The sequence below is a fragment of the Paucidesulfovibrio longus DSM 6739 genome, from assembly GCF_000420485.1.
Classification (GTDB): Bacteria; Desulfobacterota; Desulfovibrionia; order Desulfovibrionales; family Desulfovibrionaceae; genus Paucidesulfovibrio; species Paucidesulfovibrio longus.
In genome coordinates, this window is the sequence record NZ_ATVA01000011.1 from 423,152 (window position 1) to 448,122 (window position 24,971).

Sequence of the window (24,971 nt, forward strand, 5' to 3'; positions counted from 1 at the left end):
CAATCATGAGGAGGTAGTACTGATGAAAAGGCTTCAGCTTTTCGCGTTCCTCGGAATCCTGCTGCTCGGGCTGGCTCTCGCCGGCTGCGGCGGCGAAGAGAAAAAATCCGAGCAGGCCGCAGCCCCCGCCGCGGAAACCCCTGCGGCCGAGCCTGTCCTGAAGCTCGGTTCCATGAGCCCGCTGACCGGTCCGTACTCCGCTGACGGCAACGACATCGCCAACGGCGCCCGCGCCGCCATCGACGTGGTCAAGGCCCAGGGCGGCATTCCCGGCTTCAGCGACATCGTTCTCTACGCCGAGGACACCGCCTGCGACCCGAAGCAGGCCGTGGCCGCCGCCAACAAGCTCATCTCCGAGCAGGTCACCGGCGTTGTCGGCGCGTACTGCTCCAGCTCGACCATCCCCGCCTCCGCCACCCTGGATCCCGAAGGCATCCTGATGGTCACTCCTGCCTCCACCAACCCGCAGGTCACCGAGCGCGGCCTCCAGTACATGTTCCGCATCTGCGGACGTGACGACCACCAGGCCCCGGCCGCCGTGAAGTTCATGACCGACTTCCTCAAGGCCAAGACGATCTTCATCGTCGACGACAAGACCACCTATTCCCAGGGTCTGGCCGAAGAAGTGGCCGCCAACTGCGAAAAGTCCGGCATCCAGATCCTGGCGCACGACCACGTCAACCAGGGCGACAAGGACTACTCCGCCGTGCTGACCAAGGTCCGCCAGGCCAATCCCGACGTCTTCTACATCTCCCTGCAGAACTCGGCCACGGGCGCGCTCATGCTCATCCAGGCCAAGCGCATGGGCATCGAAGCCGCCTGCATGGGCCAGGACGCGGTCTACCATCCGCAGCTGATGGAAATCGCCAAGGAAGCCGCTGAAGGCGCCTACCTGACCTTCGGCTACACCGACGTGACCACCGACACCTACAAGGAATTCGAAGCCGCCAACGCCAAGTACGGCCAGGTCGGCGCCTATTCCGCGTACGCTTACGACTCCGCCATGTCCCTGCTCAAGGCCGTGGCCGCCGCCGGCTCCACCGAGCCCGCCAAGGTCCGCGAAGCCATGATGGCTCTCGACTTCCAGGGTGCTTCCAAGCAGGTCAAGTTCGCCCCCAACGGCGATTCCGGTTCCGACTACATCATCTTCAAGGTGGTGGACGGCAAGTTCGTGCCCTTCTGGAATCCCAAGACCGGCGAAGCCTTCTAGACTGATCGTAAACGACGACCCAAAGGGGGGGCTACGGCCCCCCCGATTTGCGAGTTCCTATGGACAATGCACTCACCTTCTTCTTCCAGCAGCTGCTCAACGGCCTGACGCTGGGGGGATTCTATGCGCTGATCGCCCTGGGCTACACCATGGTCTACGGCATCATTCAGCTCATCAACTTCGCCCACGGCGAGTTCTTCGCGGCCGGCGGCTACATGGGCGTGATCCTGCTCAGCTTCATGGCCGGAGCGGGCTGGATGGATACCCACCCCTGGCTCTGCATCGGGTTCTCCATGATGCTGGCCATGCTCTACTGCGCCATGCTGGCCATGGCCGTGGAAAAGGTCGCCTACAAACCCCTGCGGCATTCCTCGCGGCTTTCCGTGCTGCTGTCCGCCCTGGGCATGTCCATTTTTCTGCAGAACGCCCTGATGCTGACGCAGGGCGTCTACGACAAGGCCTATCCCGGCGGCATCTTCGGCGCGCCCTTCGAGATTTACGGCGTGATCGTCAACTACATGCAGATTTTCATCCTTGGCATTACCGCCGCCCTGCTGGTCGCGCTCAACTTTCTGGTCTTCAAGACCCGCGTCGGGCGGGCCATGCGCGCCACGGCCCAGGACAAGATCATGTCCGCCCTGGTGGGAATCAACTCCAACCGGGTCATCAGCCTGACCTTCGCCATCGGCGCGGGACTTGCCGCGGCCGCGGGCATCATGGTCGGCTTCTATTACGGCTCCGTGCGCTTCGAAATGGGTTTCGTCCCGGGCATCAAAGCCTTTGCGGCTGCCGTCCTGGGCGGTATCGGCAACATCACCGGAGCCATGCTCGGCGGATTCATCATCGGCATGGTGGAGATCATGGCCGCGGCCTACATCCCCTACGGCGGAGAGTACAAGGACGTCTGCGCCTTCATCATCCTGATCGCGGTCCTGTACTTCCGGCCCACAGGCATCATGGGAGAGAACGTCGATGATACAAGGGTTTAAACGACAGCTTCTCTATTTCCTGGTGGCCATGCTCTGGCTTTTCGCCCTGCTTTGGCCGCTGCTGGACATCAACCCCGACGGAACCCTCGGCTTCTGGCGCAGCTTTTCCGCCTGGCTGCCCATCGCCGTGGCCGCCAGCATCATCTTCGTGGTCTACCAGATCAAGCTGGCCGGCTACCTCGACGGTCCCGCAAGGCTGCTGGAAGCCGCCAAGGAGAGCCTGGGCGAGAAGCTGAGCCGCGTGCCCACCTGGGTCTGGTTCCTGCTCGTGGCCGGAGTGTTCTTCGTCATTCCGATGTTCACCGAACGCCGCGTGCACGACGTGCTCATCCAGGTGCTCATCTATGTCTGTCTGGGCCTGGGGCTGAACATCGTCATCGGCCTCTGCGGGCTGCTCGACCTCGGCTTCATCGCCTTCTACGGCGTCGGCGCCTACACCTACGCGCTGCTTTCGCTGCACTACGACGTCTCCTTCTGGCTGGCCCTGCCCGCCGCCGGAGGATTGGCCATGATCGCGGGCTGCCTGATCGGCTATCCCACGCTGCGCATGCGCGGCGACTATCTGGCCATCGTGACCCTGGGCTTCGGCGAGATCGTGCGCATCATCCTGAACAACTGGATGAGCCTGACCAATGGCCCCAACGGCGTCATGGCCAAGCCGCTGACCGTGCCCATGCCCGTGTTCGAGGGGGGATTCCACTTCGAAACCGTGGCTCTGCGCAGCCTGGGCGATCTCTACTACGTGGCCTTCTTCCTGGCCGTGATCACGGTCATCGCCGTGAACAGGCTGAACTTCTCGCGCATCGGACGCGCCTGGGAGGCCATCCGGGAGGATGAAACCGCCGCCGAGCTCATGGGCGTGAACACGTTCGCCTTCAAGCTCATGGCCTACGGCATGGGCGCGGTCTTCGGCGGGCTGGCCGGCGCGTTCTTCTCGGCGCGCATGGGCTTCGTGGCCCCGGAGAGCTTCACCTTCCTGGAGTCCGCCCTGGTGCTGTCCATCGTGGTTCTGGGCGGCATGGGTTCCATCCCCGGCATCATCCTCGGTTCCTTTGCGATCATCGCGCTGCCCGAGGTCTTCCGCGAATTCCAGCTCTACCGGATGCTGGCTTTCGGCGGCGCCATGACCCTTATGATGCTCGTTCGTCCGGCGGGGCTGATCCCGGCGAAACGCATGGGCAAACGCGGAGAGGAGGCGGAATAGGCATGGCCCGGGACACCATTCTCGAACTCAAGGACGTCACCGCCCACTATGGGCGCATTCAGGCTCTTAAGGGCATTTCCCTCTCTGTGGAGCAGGGCGAGGTCGTCTCCATCATCGGGGCCAACGGCGCGGGAAAATCCACCACGCTGATGGTCATCTGCGGCATCGTCAAATGCAGTTCCGGCAACGTGCTCTACAAGGGGGAGGACATCTCCCGCGTCAGCGCGGACAAGCTTCCCGCCATGGGCCTGTGCCAGGTTCCGGAAGGGCGGCGCATCTTCCCCCGGCTGACCGTGGCCGAGAACCTGGACATGGGCGCCTTTTTCCGGCGCAACAAGAAGCGCATCAAGGCCGACATGGACATGGTCTACGAGTACTTTCCGCGCCTGCGCGAGCGCCGCACCCAGGCGGGCGGCACGCTTTCCGGCGGCGAGCAGCAGATGCTGGCCATAGGCCGCGCGCTCATGAGCCGACCGGAAGTGCTGCTACTGGACGAGCCTTCGCTGGGCCTCGCGCCCATCATCGTGCAGCAGATCTTCGAGATCATCCAGAGCATCAACAAGGAAAAGGGCACCACCATCCTGCTCGTGGAGCAGAACGCCAACATCGCGCTCCAGGCTTCCGACAGGGGCTATGTCCTCGAGACGGGCAAGGTCGTCATGGCCGACGAGGCGGGCGCGCTGCTGAGCAATCCCGACATCCGCAAGGCGTATCTCGGAGATTAGCCGGGTTTTGACCGCATGAAGAAAAGGCCGCGAAAGCGGCCTTTTTTATGGGCGGTGGTGCTACGAATGCGCTGTTTGATTGCTGGTTTCGTGACTTATTCGGCTTGCCAATGTCACGGCAAGACGCTAAAGACAGAGAGTGCGAAGAGAGATGAAAAGCGCCCTGGTCCGGGCGGGAAAGGCGATGCTCCGATGCCGGAAGGCGAGCGGATGAGCACTCTAGCCCAAAGAGCGGAAAGGCTCAAGGTCCGCGCCGCCGGGCGCGACTGGCTCCTGGAACGCACCGGGGACATGGAACGGCTTTGGGACGAAATGGACCAGGCCGACTTTGGCGAGGACGAGCGGCTTCCGTATTGGGCCGAGATCTGGCCCGCGAGCGTGCTGCTCTGCGAACTGCTCCTGCGGGAACGGGAACGCCTCGCCGGAAAGCCTTGCCTTGATCTGGGCTGCGGATTGGGGCTCACGGCCCTGGTCGGCTCCTGGCTCGGCGCACGCGTCCTGGCCGTGGATTACGAGGCCCAGGCGCTTTGCTTCGCCCAGGGCAACGCCGATCTCAACGGCGTTTCCCAGCCGCTCTGGGCGGTCATGGACTGGCGTTCGCCCGGTTTGGCCGCCTCCGCCTTCGACTTCATCTGGGGCGGCGACATATTGTACGAAAAGAGATTCTTCGACCCGCTGGAGGCGTTGTTTCGGCGCTGTCTGGCTCCGGGCGGGGAAATCTGGCTCGGCGAACCGGAACGAACCGTTTCGAGGCCCGTGTGGGACCGGCTTGCCGGGCTCGGCTGGCAGTGCGACATCGTGCTGCGGGACAAGGTGGCCCTGGGCGGCCAGAATCAAACCGTGCGGCTCTGGCGCGTAACGCGATGAAGGAGACTGTGAATGGGCAAGACCATCCGATTCGGCGTATCCCTCGATTCCGATCTGCTTGAAAAGTTCGACTCCCTCTGCCGGGAAAAAAGCTACCAGACCCGCTCCGAGGCCATCCGCGACCTGATCCGCAACACCCTGGTGCAGCGGGAGTGGGAACAGGCCGAGGGCGAGGTGGCCGGAACCCTGAGCATGGTCTACGACCATCACCAGAGCGGACTGGCCCAGAAGCTGACGGAAATACAGCATGAGGACCACGAGGTCATTCTTTCCTCGCTGCATTGCCACCTCGACCCCCACAATTGCCTCGAAGTGCTGGTCCTGCGCGGCGAAGCCTCGATCATCAAGCATCTCGGCCAGAAGCTGATCTCCACCAAGGGCGTCAAGCACGGCCAGCTCAACCTGACCACCACGGGCAAGGATCTTTTCTGATGTCCGGAAAATGCCGCACCATGGAGGACGTGCAGAGCGGCAAGGCCGCCATCGCTCTGCCCATCGACCGCGTCGGCGTCAAGGATCTGCGCCTGCCCGTGATCGTGCGCGACCGGGCTCAGGGGTCGCAGCACACCGTGGCCCGCGTGGACCTCTCCGTGGACCTGCCTGCCGAGTTCAAGGGCACGCACATGAGCCGTTTCGTGGAGGCGCTCGAAGGCTGGTCCGAGGAACTGGACTACGCCTCCTTCAAGCGTCTGCTCGCGGACATCACCCAGCGGCTCGACGCGCAGCGCGCCTATGCCGAACTGCGGTTTCCGTTCTTCCTGCGCCGCAGCGCCCCGGCCAGCGGCGGCAAGGGCATGATGGGCTACGACTGCACCCTGGTGGGCGAGTACGAGAACGGCAGGCTGGTCTTCACCCTGGGGGTGGAGGTGCCGGTGATGACCGTCTGCCCCTGTTCCCTGGCCATCAGCGAGCAGGGCGCGCACAGCCAGCGCGCGTCCATCCGCGCCAAGGCCCGGTTCACCGGGCTGCTCTGGCTGGAGGATCTCATCGATATCTGCGAGGGGTCCGGCTCCTCTCCGGTCTATTCGCTGCTCAAGCGCGAGGACGAGAAATTCGTCACGGAGAGCGCCTTTGCCAATCCCGCTTTCGTGGAGGACGTGGTCCGCGCCGTGGCCAGAGGCCTCACGGACCACCCCCAGGTGACCTGGTTCCGGGTCGAGGTGGAGAGCCACGAGTCCATCCACGACCACGCGGCCTATGCGGTCATCGAGCGCAATTTGAAGGGCTGAGTCTTCCGGCGATTTCTTTCGGCAATGTCTCCCGGCAATTCCCCGCGCGACTGCAACGGCGCGCTTCCTCCGCGCGGTTTCTCCGGCGGCCTTGCCCGCCGGGTCGGCGCGGGCCGCTGGACATTTCCCGCCGGATGGCTACAAGGAGACGAGGCCCCGTCGCAAGTCCGCGGCCGGGGCGTCTTCCGAATTCCGGAGCAGAAATGGGCGCAGACAATTCCATCCAGGCCATCACGGCGTTGACCAAGGCCGCCGAGGTCACCGCCGAGAATCTCGCCAACGTGAACACGCCCGGATACAAGGCCCGGCGTGCCCGTCTGGAGGATGGACCGGGCGGGGAGGGCGTTCGCGTTTCGCATCTCGATGCGGACTCCTCTCCGGGACCGGACGTCTCCTTCGTGTATTCGGATGCGCCGCCGCCCCTGAACGCCGTGCGCCAAGGATCGAACGTGGACGTCGCCCGCGAGATGGTCGATCTGATCGGCACGCAGAACGCTTTTGCCGCCAATGCGGCCGTTGTCCGCGAGTGGGACCGCACTCTGGGCCTCGTGCTCGATCTCAAGGCCTGATCCGCTTCCTGCGGCTGCCGCCTTCCGGGGCGCTCCCGCCCGCCTTTCCGCCTGCCTTCTCTTCCTCTCGCCCCTCTGACTTGGATGGATCGCCGCACCCGGCCATACGCTGCGGGAGCGGCTGGCAGACGCGGCTCGTTCCTGCCGCGTCGGTCGTGAAAAATCCTGTTCCCTTCGACGAACATATCTGATAAATGCTATTAAGCCCTCTTGCGGGCAATTGAAAATCCATGCCCCGGCGAGAGCTTGCGGGCTTTTTCTATGTCAGGAGATTGAACATGGTTCCGAACAAGTCCGTCAAGACGGATTACGACGTCATCGTGGTCGGCGGCGGGCCCGCCGGCCTTTTCGCGGCATTCTGGCTCTGCGAGCATTCCGGCCTGGACGTGCTGCTCATCGAAAAGGGCAAGCGCAGCCTGAACCGCGAGTGTCCCATTTCCGGGGAGCGCGGCTGCATCAAGTGCCGTCCCTGCAACATCCTCTGCGGCGTGGGCGGGGCCGGGCTTTTCTCGGACGGCAAGCTGAACTACATCCACAAGCTCGGCAAGACCGACCTGACCCAGTTCATGCCGGTATCCGAGGCCAAGCGCCTCATCGACGAAACCGAGACGATCTTCAACCGGTTCGGCATGGACGCCGAGGTCTACCCCACGGACATGGACGCGGCCAAGTCCATTCGCCGCGAAGCCAAGAAGCACGGCATCGACCTGCTGCTGATCAAGCAGAAGCACCTCGGAAGCGACAACCTGCCCGGCCACATCGCGGGCATGGCCGAATATATCCGCGAAAAGGGCGTGACCATGCACACCTCCGAGGAGGTCCGCGAGGTCATCGTCGAGGACGGCCGCGCCCAGGGCGTGCGCACCAGCCGGGGCGACTATTCGGCCAAGGCCGTGATCCTCGCGCCGGGCCGGGTGGGCGCGGAGTGGATGGGCAAGGTCGCCCAGGAACTGAATCTCGGCGTTTCCCAGCGCGGCATCGAGGTCGGCGTGCGCGTGGAGGTTTCCCGCGAGATCATGGAAGACCTCTGCGGCATCATCTACGACCCGACCTTCTTCATCCGCACGGCCAAGTACGACGACCAGACCCGGACCTTCTGCACCAACCAGGGCGGGTTCGTGGCCCTGGAGAATTACCAGGACTTCGTCTGCGTCAACGGCCACGCCTACACCGAAAAGAAGTCGGACAACACCAACTTCGCCTTCCTTTCCAAGGTCGTGCTGGACGAGCCCGTCACGGACAACCAGTCCTACGGGGAATCCATCGGGAGGCTGGCCACGCTCATCGGCGGCGGCAAGCCCATTCTCCAGCGCTTCGGCGATCTCAAGCGCGGACGCCGCTCCACCTGGAACCGCATCCGCAACAGCTCCATCGAACCGACCCTGCGCAACGTGGTCTGCGGCGACATCGCCATGGCCCTGCCGGAACGCATCCTGACCAACGTGGTCGAGGGGCTGGAGAAGCTCAACGAGGTCGTGCCCGGCGTGTCCAACGACGAGACGCTGCTCTACGCGCCGGAGATCAAGTTCTTCGCCACCCAGGTGGACACGGACAGCCATCTGGAAACGGCCGTGAAAGGGCTTTTCGTGGCGGGCGACGGTCCGGGCGTGGCGGGAAACATCGTCTCCGCAGCGGCAACCGGCCTGATTCCTGCCAAGAAGATCGCCGCGCGATTGAAATAGCCTTTCGTCCGCGAACCGACGCAGGCCGTTCCCCGTTTTGGGGAGCGGCCTTTTTTGTCGCCGATGTTTGCGTGCGGCATTGCCTGGACCCGTAAAAAAATGTAACGGCTGCGATAGGTGACGCGTGCATTCAACGGGAGGGGATCATGAAGTCGATGTTGTGTGCGGTTTTGACGGTCATGCTGCTTGCTTCGGCACAATGCGTCCTCGCGGGAAGCTGGGCCATGCAGTGCCCGCCGGGCTGGAGCGACGAGCGTTCCGGGCTGGGCAACGATCTCGTCAAGCAATGCATCGCTCCGAACCGCGATGCGTTCGTGGAATTGTATTCCTCGCAGGGCGAAGTGCTGCCGCTGGATCATCTGCTGCAACAGTGGGAATCCGGAATGCTGGCCAAGGGCATGCCCTTCCAGAACCGGGTACGCATGCAGGACGGCCAGGTCTCCGGAGTGCCCGCACGCACCTGGGAATACACGGGCATGGCCAACGGAGCGCGTTTTCATTCCTATGTGGCCGGAACGGTGCACGGCGGCAGCACCTACGTGGTTCAGGGGCTCTACGTGGAGGAGCGCTCCGCGTTGCAGGATCAGGTCCGGGCCGCGCTGAACAGCTTCGTGTTCACGGACCGGGGGGCCAACGTCATGCCGGGAGCCATGGGCCAGGGGAGCGGCATGCAGGGCGGCATGGGCCAGGGCGGCATGTCCGGCGGCATGGGCCAGGGCGGCGCGCCGGGGAACGCCGGATCCGCTTCCGGCGGAGCGGGAACGCCCGTGGCCGGGCTCAAGGATCGGGCCTGGAAAACCGGCGGCAATATGGCCGCGCAGTGGGGACTGGCGCACGGCTCCATTGCGCCGGGAAAGGATTTCTGCACCTGGGAGCTGACCACGACCCGCAGCCTGGGGCTGCATTTTCGCGATCCCTACAACCAGGGCAAGCAGAGCTACGTCGTGGATATCGTGGACAAGCCCAGCGGCAGGACCATCCAGAGCGAGGTCGTGGGCATGATGTCGAAGATGCGCGTGGGACCGGGGCATTTCGTGATCACGGTCCGGCCCGTGTCCGGGTACGCGGGCTGGAAATGCGAATGGGAGTGACGTTCTTCGGAACAGGACACAAGGAGGGCCGCGGCCCTCTTTTTTTTGGTAATTTTCTAGAAAAACGATTGACATTGCGTCATTTGATTGACAGTGAGGTGGTAGCATAGATGGCAAGCGGGTTTTCGCGCTTCCGCCGCAGGATGGCGAAGGCGCGTCTCGCGGTGCGGCTGTTCCCCCGCCGGAGGATGCATGGCGCTCAATATTGATGGAATCATAGGCGAAAGTCCTGCATTGCAGGAGGTCTTCCGCGTTCTGGCCAAGGTCGCCCCCACGGATTCCACCGTGCTGGTGACCGGAGAATCCGGCACGGGCAAGGAATTGCTCGTGCGTGCTCTGCACCGCAGCAGCAGGCGGCACGACAAGCCTTTCGTGCCCATCAACTGCGGAGCGATTCCCAAGGAACTGCTCGAATCCGAACTCTTCGGGCATGAAAAGGGCGCGTTTACGCATGCCATCCGTTCGCGACCCGGCCGTTTCGAGCTGGCCGACGGCGGCACCATTTTTCTCGACGAAATCGGCGAGATGGATTTTTCGCTTCAGGTCAAGATTCTGCGCGTCCTCCAGGAAAAGGAGATCGAGCGCGTCGGCGGCACCTCGACCAAGAAGGTGGACGTCCGCGTGGTCGCCGCCACCAACCGCGACCTGGAAGGGGAAGTCGCGGCCGGACGATTCCGGGAAGATCTTTTCTATCGTCTGAACGTCATTCCCCTGCAACTGCCCGCCCTGCGCGAGCGCGGCGACGACGTGATGCTCCTCGCGCGCCACTTTCTCAAGGGCTTCTGCAAGGAGCGCGAACGCCAGGGGCTTTGCCTCTCCCCGCAGACCGAGGCCATGCTCCTTTCCTACTCCTGGCCGGGAAACGTCCGCGAGTTGGAAAATTTCATGGAGCGGCTCTCCATCCTCTGCGACGGAGCCTGCATCGAGCCGGAAGATCTGCCGGAGAAAATTTGGAAGGATGCGGGCAAGGAGCCTCTGAAACGCCCGGCCCCTGCGGCGGCCGTTCCTGCGGGCTTTGCCTGGCCGAAGCTCAAGGACATGCGGGACAAGGAACTCGCGCTCAAGGAGTTCCTCGAAAATATTGAGGATCGCTTGATCCTGGAAGCTCTGGAAGAGGTGGACGGGGTCAAGAACCAGGCCGCCGAAGTTCTCGGCATCAAGCGCACCACGCTCATCGAGAAGCTCAAGAAGCGCAAGCTGCTCGACGGCTGATCGGGCGGCAGGTCCGTCCTTGCACGGGTTTTGCATTAGGGGCGGGTTGTGGACCTGAAACGATTTCGACCGCTTGTGAGACCGCTGACGCTGGTCCTGGCACTGGTCTGGATGCTCCTCCAGCCGGTATCCTCTCTTGCGGCCTCGATCACCTTCCGAACCCGCGCCGACACGGACGTACTGACCTTCGACCTTGCCGCCGCGCCCGTGCCGGGAGCGGTCAGCAGAACAGGCCCGCAGGCCCTGAACGTGCGCCTTCCCGAAGGGGACGGGCTTGCCGTGGGGCAGACCTTCCAGGCCGCCCGCCTCGTGGATTCCGTGGAGCCGTCGCCGGAAGGCGCGCTGATCAAGCTCAAGACCAACGCCTTCGGCTACATTTTCACGCCGGTTCCCGGCAAAAACGCCCTTCAGATTCAGATCTTCCGCGATCCCACCGGCGCACGCTGGAAGGATCCCACCGCAGCGGCCCTGCCTCCGGACGTGCCGAATCCTCTGCCTCCGCAGCCCGACCTGCGCGCTCCCGCGGCTCCCGCGGCACCGGCCCCCGCCGCCGCAGGGAATGGCGCCCAGCAGCCCGCAGGCGCGCCTCCGGCCGGAGAGGGCAATCTTACGCTCGACCGTCCCCAGCCCGCGCTGAACTCGCTGTTCTCGGTGCCTTATGCCGTGCGCGTTCCCGTTTCCGGCTTGAACAACGAACTCCAGGTCCGTCCCAGCGAGATCGGAACGGTCAACGTCGAGACGGGAACGGCCCGCTACAAGGCCGTGAACACCATTTCCGAGCCCACGGCCCCGGAACGCGTGCTTCCGGCAACGGATACGGAAATTCCCTCGCCGGGCCGGACCGTGAGCGGCGCTCCGCCGGGCGGCACGGACGGGCAGGCTTCATGGCTGCGCCGACAGACGGCGCTCTTTGCTCCTCCGGCTCCTTCGGCTCCTGCCGCACCAGCCGCTCCTGCCGCAGCGGCTCCGGCTCCGCCTGACGCGCCTTCCCAGGCGCCGTCGTCGTCCCTGGCGGCGCAGGCCCAGCAGGCCATGCAGCAGGCCCAGGCCGTGTACGACGGCAAGGCTCCGGCGGACGCGCCCCCTTCGCCCGTTCCCACGGACGCCGCTTCTGCTCCCGAGCCCGCCCCGGCGCAAACGGGCGTGAAGGTGCAGGACACGGCCGTCCAGGGCGCCATAGACACCATCGAGTCGCAGCAGGCCCAGGCAGCGGCTCAGGCGGGCGTTCCGGCTTCGGGAGCCGGGCTGACTCCTGAGGAAGCCAAGCGCATTGAAAATTTGCAGTTGTCCCTGATCAAGGCCCAGTCCCACATCGCCACGGGCAAGCTGGCCGAGGCCAAGAACGAGCTGGAGAGCCTCCTGGCCCAGCCGGACGTTCCGGCCAAAATGCGCCTGGAAGCGACCTACAGCCTCGGCGGCGTGCTCATGACCCTCTACAAGGACAGCGCAGCGGAACATTTCGACGAGATCAACAGCCTCTACAAGGAGGCGATGAACGCGGATCTGCGTTCCCCGGAACTGCCGCAGGCCCTGCTCAATCTCGGACTCCTGAACTTGCGCGTGGGCAACCTGCCGGAAGCCCAGGCTTATTTCGATCTGCTCAAGTCCAAGTATCCGGACGATCAGAACGTGCCCGCCATTGATTACTACTGGGGCGAATACTATTTCCGTCAAGGCGACTGGCAAGAGGCCGCCGACCGCTTCCAGGGCTTTATCGAGCGTTATCCCGAACAGGAACGCCTGGCCCGGCAGGCCGCCTTCCGTTTGGCCGAAGCCCTGAAGAACCTGGGGCTTTACGATCAGGCGTACCAGATCGTGGACTACATCGACAAACGCTGGCCCCAGGTCTTCGAGTCCAGTCCCGGCTTTCTCAAGCTCGCCGGAGACATCGAGTACCATCTCGGCAAGTACGACCAGGCCAAGAGTCATTACTGGACATACTACAACATCAATCCCAAGGCCGAAGCAGCGGACATCGCGCTCGCCCGCATAGGCGACGTGTTTCTCCAGCAGGGCGACGCGCAGGCAGCCCGCAGCATCTATGAGCGGACGGTGCAGGATTACCCGGATCTGGAAGGGGGGCTGGTGGCCAAGATGCGCCTCGCCGAGGAAGGCATCCACGATTCGCCCACCATGGTGGAAATGGTCACGGTTTTCGACCGTCCCTTCACGCTCCGGCCCAAGCAGGTCTACACCGAGATCGTGGACCAGCACCCTGAAAGCCCGCTTGCGCCCTTGGCGCTGCTCAAGCTCGGCATGTGGCACTTCTACCAGAAGGAATATCCGGATGCTCTCGCCGCGGCCCAGCGTCTGCTGGACGAGTATCCCCGCAGCCCGCTCACGGACCGCGCGCGCGAGCTGGGAAACCGGGCCTTTGCCCTGGCCGTGCCCCAGCTGCTGGATCAGGAGATGTATCAGGCCGTGGTGGATTATTGGGAAAAGTATCATTTCATCAACGATTCCTCCGACGACGAGAGCAACGCGACCCGCATCGGCGTGGCCAGGAGCTATGCGGCCCTGAACGACTACGAGAAGGCGCTCGACCTGCTGAAGCCGTTCCTGGGCGACAAGCAAGTGCCGGAATATTCGGAAATGGCCCTGGCCGTGGCCGCGGATATCTTTCTGAAGCAGAAGGCCTGGAACCGCATCAACGACCTTTCGACCCATGCGGAGCAGAATTGGGATCTCAGTCCGCGCGCCCGGCGGCTGCTGATGCACGCCAACGCCGTGGCCCTGGAAAACCTCGGGGAAACCCAGAAAAGCGCCCGGCTCTGGGCCCAGCTTGGAGCCGATGAAAACGTCGAACCTTTCATCCGTGCGGATTCATTGTACTACATGGCCAAGGAAGCCATGAAGCACGAGGACTTGCGCCGGGTTTTCGTGTATGCCCAGGAGGCGCTGTCCCTGCTGCTCTCGTCCAAGGGCTATCCGGAAAAGATCAAGGATTGCCTCTTGATGTCCATTTACGCAACGGAGCGGTCCGGACGCTACCGCCAGGCGCTGAAATGGGCTTTGGAATACGACAAATACGTGCCGGAAGATGATCCGGAGTGGGCGTCGCAGCGCTACAAGCTGGCCGAGCTCTACCGCAAATCCGGCTTCCCGGACGAGTGGGCGCGGGTCATGGGCGATTTGCGCGACAAGCAGCCGGACTCGCTCTACGGCAGGCTGGCGGCCACGGCCCTGGAAACGGACAAGCTGGAACAGCGCGCCCAGGAATACGCCCCCGTGCCCAACTAGCATCCGCGTCGAATCATCTGTTTGCAATCCGGCCTGTTGACCCTCGCGCCCGTTCGGGTATGATCAAGACAAAGTTGATTTCATGAGCCGGGGAGGTCGAGCTATGGTCAGGCAGCCCGTCGTTGCGGGGCAATTCTATCCGGGTGAGCCCGCAGCCCTCAATACCGAAGTGGAACGCTATCTGGCCCAGGCCGCTCCCCCCTCCGGTGGCGGGCGGCGAACCCTTTTGGCCATGGTCCCGCACGCCGGATACGTGTTTTCCGGCGGCGTCTGCGGCAAGACCCTGGGCGAGGCCCGCCTCTCGCGGACGCTGGTGCTCCTGGGGCCGAACCATACCGGACAGGGGGAACGTCTGGCCGTATGGCCGGAGGGAGCCTGGAACATCCCCGGAGGAAGTCTGGATGTGGACGGCGCCCTCGCCTCGGCCGTGCTGGAGCGGGTTCCCGGCATGCGCTCGGACGAGCAGGCCCATTCCCGCGAGCATTCCTTGGAAGTGGTCCTGCCGTTCCTGCGGTCGCTCAATCCGGAAACGCGCATTGTGCCCATTGCCGTGGCCGACCCTTCCCCGGATGTGCTTCTGCGGGCCGGGGCGGAACTCGGCAGGCTGCTTTCCGGTTGGGAGCAGCCTGTGTCCCTGGTGGTCAGCTCGGACATGAGCCATTACGTCAGCGACATTCGCGCCCGCGAACTGGACGAACAGGCCCTGGCGGCAGCCCTGAAGCTTGACGCCTTCGCCCTTTATGAAACGGTGCGCGGCCAGCGGATATCCATGTGCGGCGTGCTGCCCATGACCTTGGCCCTGGCCGCGGCCAAGGAGATGGGAGCGGCGTCCGCGCGGCTGGTCGCCTACACCACGTCCGGCGAGGTCACGCGCGACTTCGAGCAGGTCGTGGGCTATGCCGGGCTGCTCGCGGACTGAACCCCGCCTTGCTGTCCATCCCGAACCTGCGCAAGAACAGGGACGAAAAAAAGGGACGACCCCGTGAGAGGCCGTCCCTTTGTCATTCGTTGCGTGGACTCTAGCGTCTGCCGCGTCCGCCGTCACGTCCGCGACCGCCGTCGCGGCCTCCGGGACGCCGGTCGCCGCTGCCGGCCGGGCGCTTGAAGTCGTCCAGGTTGACCTCCTGTCCGGCCTGCTCCATGAGCCAAGCCTTGCGGGAGAGGCGGATGCGTCCGCCCGGCTCCAGGGAGATGACCTTGACGGTCACTTCCTGACCCAGCTGGAGGACGTCGCTGACGTTCTCGACGCGTTCCACATCGATCTGGGAGACGTGCAGCATGCCTTCCGCACCGGGCAGGATCTCCACCAGGGCGCCGACTTCGAGCAGCTTGCGCACGGTGCCGACGTAGTTGCGGCCCGGCACCGGGGTCTGGTCGTAGTAGAGGACCATCTCCTTGGCCTTTTCCAGGGACTCCTGGTTGGGCGCGAAGATCATCACGCGGCCGGAATCCTCGATGTCGATGTCGGCCTGGGTTTCGGCGGTGATGGCCTTGATGTTCTTGCCGCCGGGTCCGATCACGGAGCGGATCTTTTCCGGGTTGATGGTCAGCTCGCACATCTGGGGCGCATAGGCGGAAAGCTCGGCGCGCGGGGTGTCCAGGCACTGGGCCATCTCGCCGAGGATGTGCAGGCGGGCGTCGCGGGCCTGCGCAAGGGCGCGGCGCAGGACTTCCGAGGGGATGCCCGTGATCTTGATGTCCATCTGGATGGCGGTCACGCCGTCGCTGGTGCCGGCGCACTTGAAGTCCATGTCGCCCAGGGCGTCCTCGTCGCCGAGGATGTCCGTGAGCACGTAGAACTCGTCGCCTTCCTTGCACAGGCCCATGGCGATGCCGGCCACAGGGGCCTTGATGGGCACGCCCGCGTCCATGAGCGCCATGGTCGCGCCGCAGACGGAGGCCATGGAGGAGGAGCCGTTGGACTCCATGATCTCCGAAACCACGCGCAGGGTGAAGGGGAATTCCGCACCGGGCAGAACCGGGCTGATGGCCCGCTCGGCCAGAGCGCCGTGGCCGACCTCGCGGCGGCTGGGGCCGCGCAGCATGCGCGCTTCGCCGACGCAGTAGGGCGGGAAGTTGTAGTGGAGCATGAAGCTCTTGTTGATTTCACCGGTCAGCGTCTCGATGCGCTGCTCGTCGCGGGAGGAACCCAGGGTGGCGATGCAGCAGGCGCTGGTTTCGCCGCGGCGGAACAGGGCGGAGCCGTGGGTCATGGGCAGCAGTCCGACCTCGATGGAGAGCGGACGGACCGTGGTCAGGTCGCGGCCGTCGATGCGCAGGCCTTCCTCGACGATGCGCTTGCGGACGATCTTCTTCTCCAGCTTGCCCAGGGCGTCGCCGACCTGCTTGACCTTTTCGGGAGCGTCGGCCCATTTTTCGGCGGCGGCGAGCTTGACCTTTTCCTTGACCTTTTCCTTGGCGGCCTTGCGGGCCATCTTTTCGGAGGTGGTCAGCGCGGCCTTGAACTCGTCGGAAACGAGCTCCTCGACGAAGGAGGCGACTTCTTCATCCTCGACCGGAGCGACCGGTTCGATCTTGGGCTTGCCCACCAGGGAGCGCAGCTCGTCCTGGAGGTCGAAGAGCGGCTGGATCTGCTCGTGGCCCCATTCCAGGGCGTCGGCGATGAGCGATTCCGGCAGGAAGCGCGCGCCGCCTTCGACCATGACCACGGCGTCGCGGGTGGCCGCGAACACGAGGTTCAGGTCGGTGGAATCCTCCATGCCCTGGTAGGTCGGGTAGAGAACGAATTTCTTGTCCACGTAGGCCACGCGGGTTCCCACCACCGGGCCGAGGAAGGGCATGGGGGAGATCTGCAGGGCCGCGGAAGCGCCCGTCAGGGCCAGCACGTCGGGGTTGGTGCTCTTTCCGGCGGAAAGGACCGTGGCGATGATCTGGACCTCGTCGCGGAAGCCCTTCTGGAAGAGCGGGCGGATCGGGCGGTCGATGAGGCGGGAGACCAGGGTCTCGCGCTCGGACGGGCGGCCCACTTCGCGGCGGAAGTAGTTGCCCGGCACGCGGCCGGCCGCGTAGAGCATTTCCTGGTAGTTGCAGGTCAGGGGAAAGAATCCGCGGTCTTCGGCCAGGGGCTGGTTCACGGCGGTGACGAGCACCACGGTGTTGCCGGACTGGATCCAGACGGCGCCGCTGGCCTGATTGGCGAACTTGCCCGTTTCCAGGGTGATTTCCACGTTTCCGACCTTGGTGGTCAGAGATGTCTTGTCGAAAGGCTTGAGCATGGCTCCTCCTTCTTGGCGGTTGAACCGCCTGGTCCGGGAGCAGTAGCCGGCTTGGGGAAGAACTCCTGTCCGTGGACAGAAACGCTTTCCGCAGCCAACTAAAATGCCTCCCGGAACAGGGCGAATACATGTCGGGGGAGAGGGCACGGTGCCCCCTCCCCCGCAGAGACAAAGTCTCCCTACTTGCGCAGACCCAGTCGCTGGATCAGCTCACGGTAGCGCTGGATGTCCTTGTTCTTGAGATAGTTCAAGAGCTTGCGGCGCTGGCCGACGAGCTTGAGCAGGCCCGTGCGGGAGTGGAAGTCCTTCTTGTGCGTCTTGAAGTGCTCGGTCAGGTAGTTGATCCGCTCGGTGAGCAGGGCGACCTGAACTTCGGGAGAGCCGGTGTCTCCCTCGTGACGCTTGTAATCCTCGATGATCTTGTTCTTGTCCTGAGTATCCAGTACCACAGCCATTACCTCCTGTCTTGAAGTGACTTGCGTCCATCGTCACCCGCGCCGAATGGCGTCAGGCCCAAAGTCCCCGGAGAATCGCCCATTTGGGTGCTCCGTCCTTGAGCGTTGCTTCGACCAGGGCGAGCGGCTCGCCGTCGGGGCCGAGCAGCATGGCCTTCTGGCCGGGCGTTCCGGAAAGCAGCTTTCCGGGAACGTCAACCACGGGAAGCCAGGTTCCGTTCCTGACAAGTGCCGCGAGGGCTTCCGTCAGTCGGAACTTGGCCCAGTGGGGGAGCGTGTCGGCCAGGGGAATGACCTTTTCGCCGAAGCGCTCCGGTTCGCTCAGGACGTCTTCCAGGCTGTGCGCCTGGTCGAGCCCGAATGGACTGCTCTCTTCCCGGATCAGGCTCGTGAGCGCCGCTCCGCATCCAAATCGCATCCCCAAGCTGTGGACCAGGGAGCGTACATAAGTGCCCGTAGAGCACCGGACGCGGAATTTCGCCACGGGAAGGGCGATGTCCAGCAATTCAGCCGCAAAAATGGTCACCGGTTTGGTTTTCACCGGAACCTCCTCCCCCGCACGTGCGAGCGAGTAGAGCGGCTTGCCGTTATGTTTAGCCGCCGAATAGGCGGGAACATCCTGTTCTGTCAAGTCCCGCCAGGCGGCAACCGCCTTGCGGACTTCCTCCGGAGCGACTCCGACCTCGCGTTCTTCAAGGATTTCTCCTTGAATATCGTACGTGTCGGTCGTGATTCCCAGGCGCATTTCCCCGACGTAGGTTTTGGAATCCTCGCTGAGGTAGGCGGCCAGCTTGGTCCCCTGGCCCAGAAGCACGAGCAGAACGCCGCTCGCCAGCGGATCCAGCGTGCCCGCGTGGCCGATCTTGAACTGGCCGAGCTTGCGCTTGATGTCCGTGAGGCAGCCTGCCGACGTCGGGCCGGAAGGCTTGTCCAGCACGAGCAGGCCGTCGAGCTGGCGCGGGTCGCGTTTCGGTTTTCTGCCCATCAGTCCTTCTTTCCCAAAACCTGGGCCACGCTGTCCACCAAAATCCGGGTGGCCGTGTCCAGCGGGCCGGAAATGTTGCCGCCGGCGGCGTTCTTGTGGCCTCCGCCGCCCAGGAGCGCGGCCACTCCCTGAATATCGTCGCTGCCGTTGGAGCGCAGGCTGAACTTCCAGTAGTCGGGTTCGTCCTCGCGCAGAATGGCCGAGACGCGCACGCCGCGCAGGCTGCGCACGAAGTTCACCAGCCCGTCGCAGTCGTCGGCGTTGGTTCCGGTGCGGCGCTGGGTTTCCAGGTCGGCGACCACAAGGCCCATCTCGCCGTCCAGGTGCATGCTCAGGGTCGAGAGCACCTGGGAAAGCAGGTTCAGGCGCTGGGGCGTCCACTGGTTGATGATCTTGGGGTTGATCACGCCGGGCTTGATGCCCTGGCGGTACAGCTTGGCCGTCAGTTCCAGGGTTTCCGGCTTGGTGCTGCCGTAGGTGAAGAACCCCGTGTCCGTGGCCACGGCCAGGTACACGGCCTCGCCCAGGGGGCCGCTCAGTTCCAGTCCCAGTTCCTCGGCCAGTTCTCCGATCATGGCGCCCACCGCCGGATAGGCGATGTCCACCCAGTTCAGCGCGCCGAAGCCGGGGTTGCTGAGGTGGTGGTCGATGTTCACGGTATGCGCGGTGTCGAGGGCGGCCATGAGCGGCTCGCCCACGCGCGCAAGCGCGCCGCAGTCGATCACGAAGGTCCAGGCGGGCAGGGGCGAGGGCAGCTCGTTCGTCAGCGGGGCCGGGAGCTGCACCCAGTCGAGGGAGTGGGGCAGCTCGGAAACGTTGTAGAGCGTGAAGCGCTTGCCCAGTTGCTGAAATATCCAGCCCAGGGCCGCGGTGCTGCCGATGGCGTCGCCGTCGGGGTTGACGTGGGCGGACACCAGAAAATCGTCGTTCTGGCGGATGAGATCAGCTATTTGCCGGACCGGGCTTTCCATAGATCATGTCCTCGAGGAACTGGTCGCGCGAAAAGCGCAACTGGGGGATGTATTTGAGCTTCAGGCGACGCCCCAGGCTGGAGCGCAGAAAGCCCGCCGCATGTTCCAGCGCGGCCTGGACCTCGGCTTCCCGTTCCGGGCCGCCGCTCATGGTGTAGAGCACTTCCGCGATCTTCAGGTCGCGGTTCATGCGCACGCCGCTGATGGTCACCAGCTCCAGGCGCGGATCCTGGATGTCTTCCAGGAGCAGCGTGCCGATTTCCTGCTGAATCTGGTCTGAAAGGCGGATGGACCGCCGGGATGAGGACGTTTTCATCGCTCAAAGGCCTCGTTGTTGTCGGCGTCAGTCGCCGGAGAAAACTTCGGTTTCGCAGCGCACCAGTTCCGCGGGGGAGATGGCTTCGACCATGGCCAGAGCCTTGGCCAGCCGGCTCTCGACCTTGCGCGTTTCGTTGGCCACGGTGACCACGGCCAGCACGAGCCGCTTGTGCGCGTCCAGAGCGTCGACCTCGGAAACAGCCACGTTGAACTTGTTGCGAAGCTTTTGCTTCAGGCTCAGCGAGACCTTGCGCTTGCCCTTGAGGGAGTCGTTGCCGTGCAGCACGAACTCCAGGCTGAGTACGCCGATGATCATCGCCGCGCGCCTCCGCAGGGGGCTCCCCTGAAAACGTTTGCGCCGCCCGCCGCCGGAAAGGGCCGCAGGGCGGATCGCCGTGCCTTCGGGAGGGGGCGGGAGGGCTTGTCGCAAGCCCTCCCCGCATCCCTTCCGAGATGTCTAGTCGATGGTCCTGGCGACCTCGCGTTCTTCGAACGCCTCGATGATGTCGCCGACCTTGATGTCGTTGTATCGTTCCAGGCCCACGCCGCACTCGAAGTTCTTGGCCACTTCCTTGGCGTCGTCCTTGAAGCGCTTCAGCGAAGAGAGGGCGCCGGTGTAGATGACCACGCCGTCGCGCAGCAGGCGGACCTTGGCGTTGCGGGTCAGCTTGCCGTCGATGACGTAGCAGCCCGCCACGGTGCCGACCTTGGGCACGCTGAAGGTGTCGCGCACCTCGGCCTGGCCGAGGTAGTCCTCGACGGTGTCGGGCGTGAGCATGCCGCTCATGGCGTCCTTCACCTCGCCGGTGAGCTTGTAGATGATGTCGTAGAAGCGGATCTCGACCTTCTCCTGCTCGGCGATCTCCTTCAGGCGCGCTTCGGGCCGCACGTTGAAGCCGATGATGATGGCGTCGGACGCGGAAGCGAGCAGAATGTCGGATTCGGTGATGGCGCCGGTGCCGCCGTGGCGCACCTGGACCTTGACTTCTTCCGTGGAGAGCTTGTTCAGGGCCTCGGTCACGGCTTCCAGGGAACCCTGCACGTCGGCCTTGACGATCAGGTTCAGATCTTGGGCCGCGTCTTCCGGCCTGGAGGCCAGGAAGGATTCCAGGGTGACCTTGGCCTTGCCCGCCAGTTCCTTGTCGCGGTGCTTGCCCGCGCGGGTGGAGGCGATGCGCTTGGCGACCTTGTCGTCCGCGACCACGGCGAATTCGTCGCCCGCTTCGGCAATGGTGTCGAAGCCCTGGATCTCGACCGGGATGGCCGGACCGGCTTCCTCGATCTTGATGCCCTGGTCGGTGAACATGGCGCGGACCTTGCCGTGAACCATGCCGCAGACGAAGGAATCGCCCTGGCGGATGGTGCCTTCCTTGATGAGGACCGTGCCCACGGGGCCGCGTCCCTTGTCCAGCTTGGCTTCGACCACGTGGCCTCGGCCCGGCTTGTCCGGGTTGGCCTGGAGCGTGAGCACTTCGGCCTGGAGCAGAATCATTTCGAGCAGTTCGTCGAGACCGATGCGCTGCTTGGCCGAGACGTTGGCGAAGATGGTGTCGCCGCCCCAGTCCTCGGACACGAGACCCAGGTCGGAGAGTTCGCGCATGACGCGCTCGGGGTTCGCGCCTTCCTTGTCGATCTTGTTCACCGCCACCACGATGGGCACCTGGGCCGCCTTGGCGTGGCTCACTGCCTCGCGGGTCTGGTCCATGACGCCGTCGTCCGCGGCGACCACGAGGACAACGATGTCCGTGACCTGGGCGCCGCGCTTGCGCATGGTGGTGAAGGCTTCGTGGCCGGGGGTGTCCAGGAAGACGATGTCGCCGCGGCCGGTTTTGACGTGGTAGGCGCCGATGTGCTGGGTGATGCCGCCCGCCTCGCCGTCCGTCACGTTGGTCTTGCGGATGGCGTCGAGCAGGGAGGTCTTGCCGTGGTCGACGTGGCCCATGATGGTCACGACAGGGGGACGCGGCTTGAGCTCCTCAGGCGAGTCCACTTCGGTGGGAAGCAGGAATTCCTGCTCGTCGAAGGCCACGTTCTCCACCTCGTATCCGAACTCGCTGGCCAGCACCTGGGCCGTGTCGAAGTCGAGGGACTGGTTGATGGTGGCCATCACGCCGAGTCCGAAGAGGGTCTTGATCAGATCCTGGGCCTTGACGCCCATCTGCTTGGCCATGTCGGAAAGGCGCACGGTGTCGTCCACGCGCAGCTTGCGCTTGGCCGCCTTGAGGGGCTGCGTGGATTTGGGCAGCACGGGCTCGGCCTGGCGGCGGCCCTTCTTGCGCTTGCCGCGTCCGCCGAAATTGCTGTCGCCGGGAGCGTCCGCGCCCTTCTTGCCGCGCGGGCCGTCGTCGAATTTCTTGAACTCGACGGTGCGGCGGTCCTTCTTCTTCTTGCGCTTGGGCGCATCGTCGGAAGGCGGCATCGGATTGCCGGGATCCGGCTCGGAGGACGGCTCGGGCGTGGGCGGGAGGAATTTTTCACGAGCTTCGCGCAGGGCGGCCTGGCGCGCCACCTCGGCGGGATCGGGCCGGGAGATGATGCGCACGGTGGGCGCTTCCTGCACGGGGCGCTTTTTCTTCTTCTTGGCCTGCTTGTCGCCGGGCTTGGCCTTCTTGGGCTGGCGATCCTCGGAATCGGCGGCCTCGGGAGCCTCGGCGGACTGCTCCGCCTGGGGCGCTTCGGGCTCGGTCTGCTTCTGGGGCTCGATGGGCTGTTCGACCTCGGCAGCGGGCGCGGAAGTTTCCGATTCGGGCTCGGCCTGGGGGGCGACCGGCTCGGGATCGGCTTCGGCTGCGGGCTGTTCGGGTGCGGGCTTGGCCGCGATCTCGTCCTCAGGGCGCGAAATGATGCGGGCCGCCGGCGTTTCCGCCGGGGCTTGCCGCCGCTTGGCGGATTTTTTCTGCGCGGGGCGTTCGACGGGTCGTTCCGGCTCCTCGTCGGTCGGGAGGTCGGCGGGAGCGTCCTCGGCAGCCGCGTCCTCCTGCTGGCGGGGGGCGACGGGAGCGGCCGCTTCGATCTCGGCTTCGGTTTCCGTTTCCTCGACCTCGGCTTCCTCGGTCCCGACGGCTTCCTCGGTCTCTTCCTGGGCGCGGGAGCGGCTGCGACGCCGACGGCGCACGATCACTCCGGGCTGCACCTCGCGGCGCACGACCTCGGTCTTCGGACCCTCTTCGGTCTTCAGCGAGGCGCGGAGTTTGTCCACGTCTTCGGGATCAATGGCGCTCATATGGCTCTTGACCTGAACGTCCAGCTCTCGAAGGCGTTGGAGAATATCTTTGTTGCTGACGCCGAGCTCGGCCGCCAGGTCTTTCACTCTGTAGGTTTCCGCCATTGCTTTCCCCCCTTGGGATGCTTCCGCAGACCGAATTTTTCAAACCGTTTCCTGCACGCTTCATCCGAGCAGACATATATCCCACGCCCCGGAAGAACCTGGGCGGGATCACATACCAACTGCCCCGAACCATCGCGCACATGGCGCAAAAGCTCCCGCTTGGGCAGTTTGCGGCGACACAGCACGCAGGTGCGCAGAGGCACGTGCGCTTTGCCGCCTTCGACGTTGTCGCGGACCATGCGGTCCTTATTCACCGCTCTCGGACTTTTCGACTTCCTCGCCGGAAGCCTCGTCCGCCGAAGCATCATCCGGGGATTCTCCGCCCTCAGGCGCATCGCCCTCGGCAGTCTCCTCGGCTTCGGCGCTGTCCGCCGGAGCGGTCTGCTCTTCCTCTTCCGACTCGGTCTGCCCGTTGGCCGGATTGAGTCCGAGCATGTTGATGGCCGCGCGCAGGTCCGCAATGCGGGATTCGTCCATGCCGTTCACGGTGAGCATTTCCTCGTCCGTGGCCAGGGCAAGGCCCTCGGTGGTTTCGAATCCGGCGGCCAGGAAAGCCTCCACGCTGACTTCGGCGACGCTGGCCAGCTGGTCCAGGCCCTTGCGCGCGGCGTTGAGCTCGCCGTAGCGGCTTTCCGTGAAAATGTCTATTTTCCAGCCCAGCAGCCGGGACGCGAGCTTGACGTTCTGCCCCTTGCGGCCGATGGCCAGGGTCAGCTGATCGTCGGGAACGACCACTTCCAGGACTTCGTCCTCGTCGTCCACGGTGATCCGGCTGATCGTGGCCGGGGAAAGGGCGTTCCTGGCGTACATGACGATGTCCGGGCTCCAGACCACGATGTCGATGCGCTCGCCGCGCAGCTCTTGGACCACGTTCTGGATGCGCGAGCCGCGAATGCCGACGCAGGCGCCCACGGGATCCACGTCGCGGTCGCGGGAGTTGACGGCCACCTTGGCGCGCAGGCCCGGATCGCGGGCAACGCCCATGATCTTGACCGTGCCGTCGGCCACCTCGGGCACTTCGCGGTGGAAGAGGGCGGCCATGTAGTTCGGGTGCGAGCGGGAAATGAGCACCTGCGGTCCGCGCGATTCCTTCTGCACGTCGATGATGTAGCCCTGGACGCGGTCGCCGCGCTTGTAGCGCTCGCGGGGAATCTGCTCGTCCTTGGGCAGCAGGGCCTCGGTGCGGCCGAGGTTGATGATCCAGCCGGTGCGGTCGCGGCGCTGGATGATGCCGCCCACGATCTCGCCCACGCGGTCCTTGTATTCCTCGAAGATGATCTCCTGCTCCGCGTCGCGCATGCGCTGGATGATCACCTGCTTGGCGGACTGGGCCGCGATGCGCCCCAGATCCTCGATCTTGAGCTTGAAGCCCATCTCGTCGTCCAGCCGGACGCCGGGATCGTGCTGCTGCGCTTCCTCGAGGATGATTTCCGAAATCTCGTCGTGCACCTCGTCGACGACCACCTTGAACTGATAGACCTCGATTTCGCCGAGATCCTCATTGAAGGTGACTTCGATGTCCATGGCGTCGCCATACTTGCGGGCCACGGCGGAGCGCACGGCTTCTTCAAGGGTGTCGATCAAGAGATCGCGGTCGATGCCGCGGTCCTTGCTGATCTGATCGATGGCTTTCTTCAGTTCCGACATGGTGCAACCTCCG

22 protein-coding genes are annotated in these 24,971 nt (G+C 64.4%); 13 read left to right on the forward strand and 9 right to left on the reverse strand.

The window, feature by feature from the left end:
• Nucleotides 1–22: 22 nt before the first annotated feature.
• The 13 genes from G452_RS0103760 to amrB all read left to right on the forward strand — a co-directional run bounded on the left by G452_RS0103760 (nucleotide 23) and on the right by amrB (nucleotide 14,937).
• The gene (locus G452_RS0103760) at nucleotides 23–1,210 is read left to right on the forward strand and encodes a branched-chain amino acid ABC transporter substrate-binding protein (RefSeq protein WP_022660923.1); all 1,188 of its coding nucleotides are present in this window, start codon (nucleotides 23–25) and stop codon (nucleotides 1,208–1,210) included.
• 59 nt (nucleotides 1,211–1,269) lie between these two features.
• The gene (locus G452_RS0103765) at nucleotides 1,270–2,199 is read left to right on the forward strand and encodes a branched-chain amino acid ABC transporter permease (protein ID WP_022660924.1); all 930 of its coding nucleotides are present in this window, start codon (nucleotides 1,270–1,272) and stop codon (nucleotides 2,197–2,199) included.
• Nucleotides 2,183–3,403, forward strand: a complete 1,221-nt coding sequence (locus G452_RS0103770) for an ABC transporter permease subunit (protein WP_022660925.1) — start codon at nucleotides 2,183–2,185, stop codon at nucleotides 3,401–3,403. Before G452_RS0103765 ends, G452_RS0103770 begins: the two co-directional genes overlap by 17 nt.
• A gap of 2 nt (nucleotides 3,404–3,405) precedes the next feature.
• Complete coding sequence (locus tag G452_RS0103775; RefSeq protein ID WP_022660926.1) at nucleotides 3,406–4,128, forward strand: ABC transporter ATP-binding protein; 723 nt, start codon at nucleotides 3,406–3,408, stop codon at nucleotides 4,126–4,128.
• 210 nt (nucleotides 4,129–4,338) lie between these two features.
• Nucleotides 4,339–4,995, forward strand: a complete 657-nt coding sequence (locus tag G452_RS0103780; protein WP_027188990.1) for a class I SAM-dependent methyltransferase — start codon at nucleotides 4,339–4,341, stop codon at nucleotides 4,993–4,995.
• Between the two features lie 12 nt (nucleotides 4,996–5,007).
• Nucleotides 5,008–5,427 (forward strand): nickel-responsive transcriptional regulator NikR, encoded by a 420-nt coding sequence (nikR, locus tag G452_RS0103785; protein ID WP_022660928.1) that lies wholly within the window; start codon nucleotides 5,008–5,010, stop codon nucleotides 5,425–5,427.
• 20 nt (nucleotides 5,428–5,447) lie between these two features.
• Nucleotides 5,448–6,224 carry a GTP cyclohydrolase FolE2 gene (folE2, locus tag G452_RS0103790; RefSeq protein WP_027188991.1) on the forward strand — a complete coding sequence of 259 codons (777 nt, stop codon included), beginning with the start codon at nucleotides 5,448–5,450 and terminating at the stop codon, nucleotides 6,222–6,224.
• Between the two features lie 203 nt (nucleotides 6,225–6,427).
• Nucleotides 6,428–6,793, forward strand: coding sequence for a flagellar basal body rod protein FlgB (locus G452_RS0103795; protein WP_022660930.1), 366 nt, complete (start codon nucleotides 6,428–6,430; stop codon nucleotides 6,791–6,793).
• Nucleotides 6,794–7,071: 278 nt separating this feature from the next.
• Nucleotides 7,072–8,475: an NAD(P)/FAD-dependent oxidoreductase gene (locus G452_RS0103800; RefSeq protein ID WP_022660931.1), complete on the forward strand. Its 1,404-nt coding sequence runs from the start codon at nucleotides 7,072–7,074 to the stop codon at nucleotides 8,473–8,475.
• Between the two features lie 146 nt (nucleotides 8,476–8,621).
• Nucleotides 8,622–9,566, forward strand: coding sequence for a hypothetical protein (locus tag G452_RS0103805; RefSeq protein ID WP_155887517.1), 945 nt, complete (start codon nucleotides 8,622–8,624; stop codon nucleotides 9,564–9,566).
• A gap of 192 nt (nucleotides 9,567–9,758) precedes the next feature.
• Complete coding sequence (locus G452_RS0103810; protein ID WP_022660933.1) at nucleotides 9,759–10,778, forward strand: sigma-54 interaction domain-containing protein; 1,020 nt, start codon at nucleotides 9,759–9,761, stop codon at nucleotides 10,776–10,778.
• A 75-nt stretch (nucleotides 10,779–10,853) separates the two neighbouring features.
• Nucleotides 10,854–14,018 carry a tetratricopeptide repeat protein gene (locus tag G452_RS0103815; protein WP_022660934.1) on the forward strand — a complete coding sequence of 1,055 codons (3,165 nt, stop codon included), beginning with the start codon at nucleotides 10,854–10,856 and terminating at the stop codon, nucleotides 14,016–14,018.
• Between the two features lie 103 nt (nucleotides 14,019–14,121).
• A complete protein-coding gene (gene amrB, locus G452_RS0103820; RefSeq protein ID WP_022660935.1) occupies nucleotides 14,122–14,937 on the forward strand; it encodes an AmmeMemoRadiSam system protein B in 816 nt (271 codons plus the stop codon).
• 100 nt (nucleotides 14,938–15,037) lie between these two features.
• Here the strand turns inward: amrB and pnp are convergent, their stop codons facing one another.
• The 9 genes from pnp to nusA form a co-directional block, all read right to left on the reverse strand.
• Nucleotides 15,038–17,254 carry a polyribonucleotide nucleotidyltransferase gene (pnp, locus tag G452_RS0103825; RefSeq protein WP_022660936.1) on the reverse strand — a complete coding sequence of 739 codons (2,217 nt, stop codon included), beginning with the start codon at nucleotides 17,252–17,254 and terminating at the stop codon, nucleotides 15,038–15,040.
• Nucleotides 17,255–17,433: 179 nt separating this feature from the next.
• Complete coding sequence (gene rpsO / locus G452_RS0103830) at nucleotides 17,434–17,709, reverse strand: 30S ribosomal protein S15 (protein WP_022660937.1); 276 nt, start codon at nucleotides 17,707–17,709, stop codon at nucleotides 17,434–17,436.
• A 52-nt stretch (nucleotides 17,710–17,761) separates the two neighbouring features.
• Nucleotides 17,762–18,694, reverse strand: a complete 933-nt coding sequence (truB, locus tag G452_RS0103835) for a tRNA pseudouridine(55) synthase TruB (RefSeq protein ID WP_022660938.1) — start codon at nucleotides 18,692–18,694, stop codon at nucleotides 17,762–17,764.
• Nucleotides 18,694–19,665 (reverse strand): DHH family phosphoesterase, encoded by a 972-nt coding sequence (locus G452_RS0103840; RefSeq protein WP_022660939.1) that lies wholly within the window; start codon nucleotides 19,663–19,665, stop codon nucleotides 18,694–18,696. The genes truB and G452_RS0103840 overlap by 1 nt, the downstream gene beginning before the upstream one ends.
• On the reverse strand, nucleotides 19,637–19,981 hold the full coding sequence (gene rbfA, locus G452_RS0103845; protein WP_022660940.1) for a 30S ribosome-binding factor RbfA: 345 nt from the start codon (nucleotides 19,979–19,981) through the stop codon (nucleotides 19,637–19,639). Before rbfA ends, G452_RS0103840 begins: the two co-directional genes overlap by 29 nt.
• 27 nt (nucleotides 19,982–20,008) lie before the next feature.
• Nucleotides 20,009–20,299: a DUF503 domain-containing protein gene (locus tag G452_RS0103850; protein WP_022660941.1), complete on the reverse strand. Its 291-nt coding sequence runs from the start codon at nucleotides 20,297–20,299 to the stop codon at nucleotides 20,009–20,011.
• 141 nt (nucleotides 20,300–20,440) lie between these two features.
• A complete protein-coding gene (gene infB / locus G452_RS0103855; protein WP_022660942.1) occupies nucleotides 20,441–23,311 on the reverse strand; it encodes a translation initiation factor IF-2 in 2,871 nt (956 codons plus the stop codon).
• Entirely contained in the window at nucleotides 23,290–23,646 is a 357-nt protein-coding gene (locus G452_RS21020) for a YlxR family protein (RefSeq protein WP_327077701.1), read from the reverse strand. The genes infB and G452_RS21020 overlap by 22 nt, the downstream gene beginning before the upstream one ends.
• Nucleotides 23,558–24,958 carry a transcription termination factor NusA gene (gene nusA, locus G452_RS0103860; RefSeq protein WP_022660943.1) on the reverse strand — a complete coding sequence of 467 codons (1,401 nt, stop codon included), beginning with the start codon at nucleotides 24,956–24,958 and terminating at the stop codon, nucleotides 23,558–23,560. The genes G452_RS21020 and nusA overlap by 89 nt, the downstream gene beginning before the upstream one ends.
• Nucleotides 24,959–24,971 lie beyond the last annotated feature (13 nt).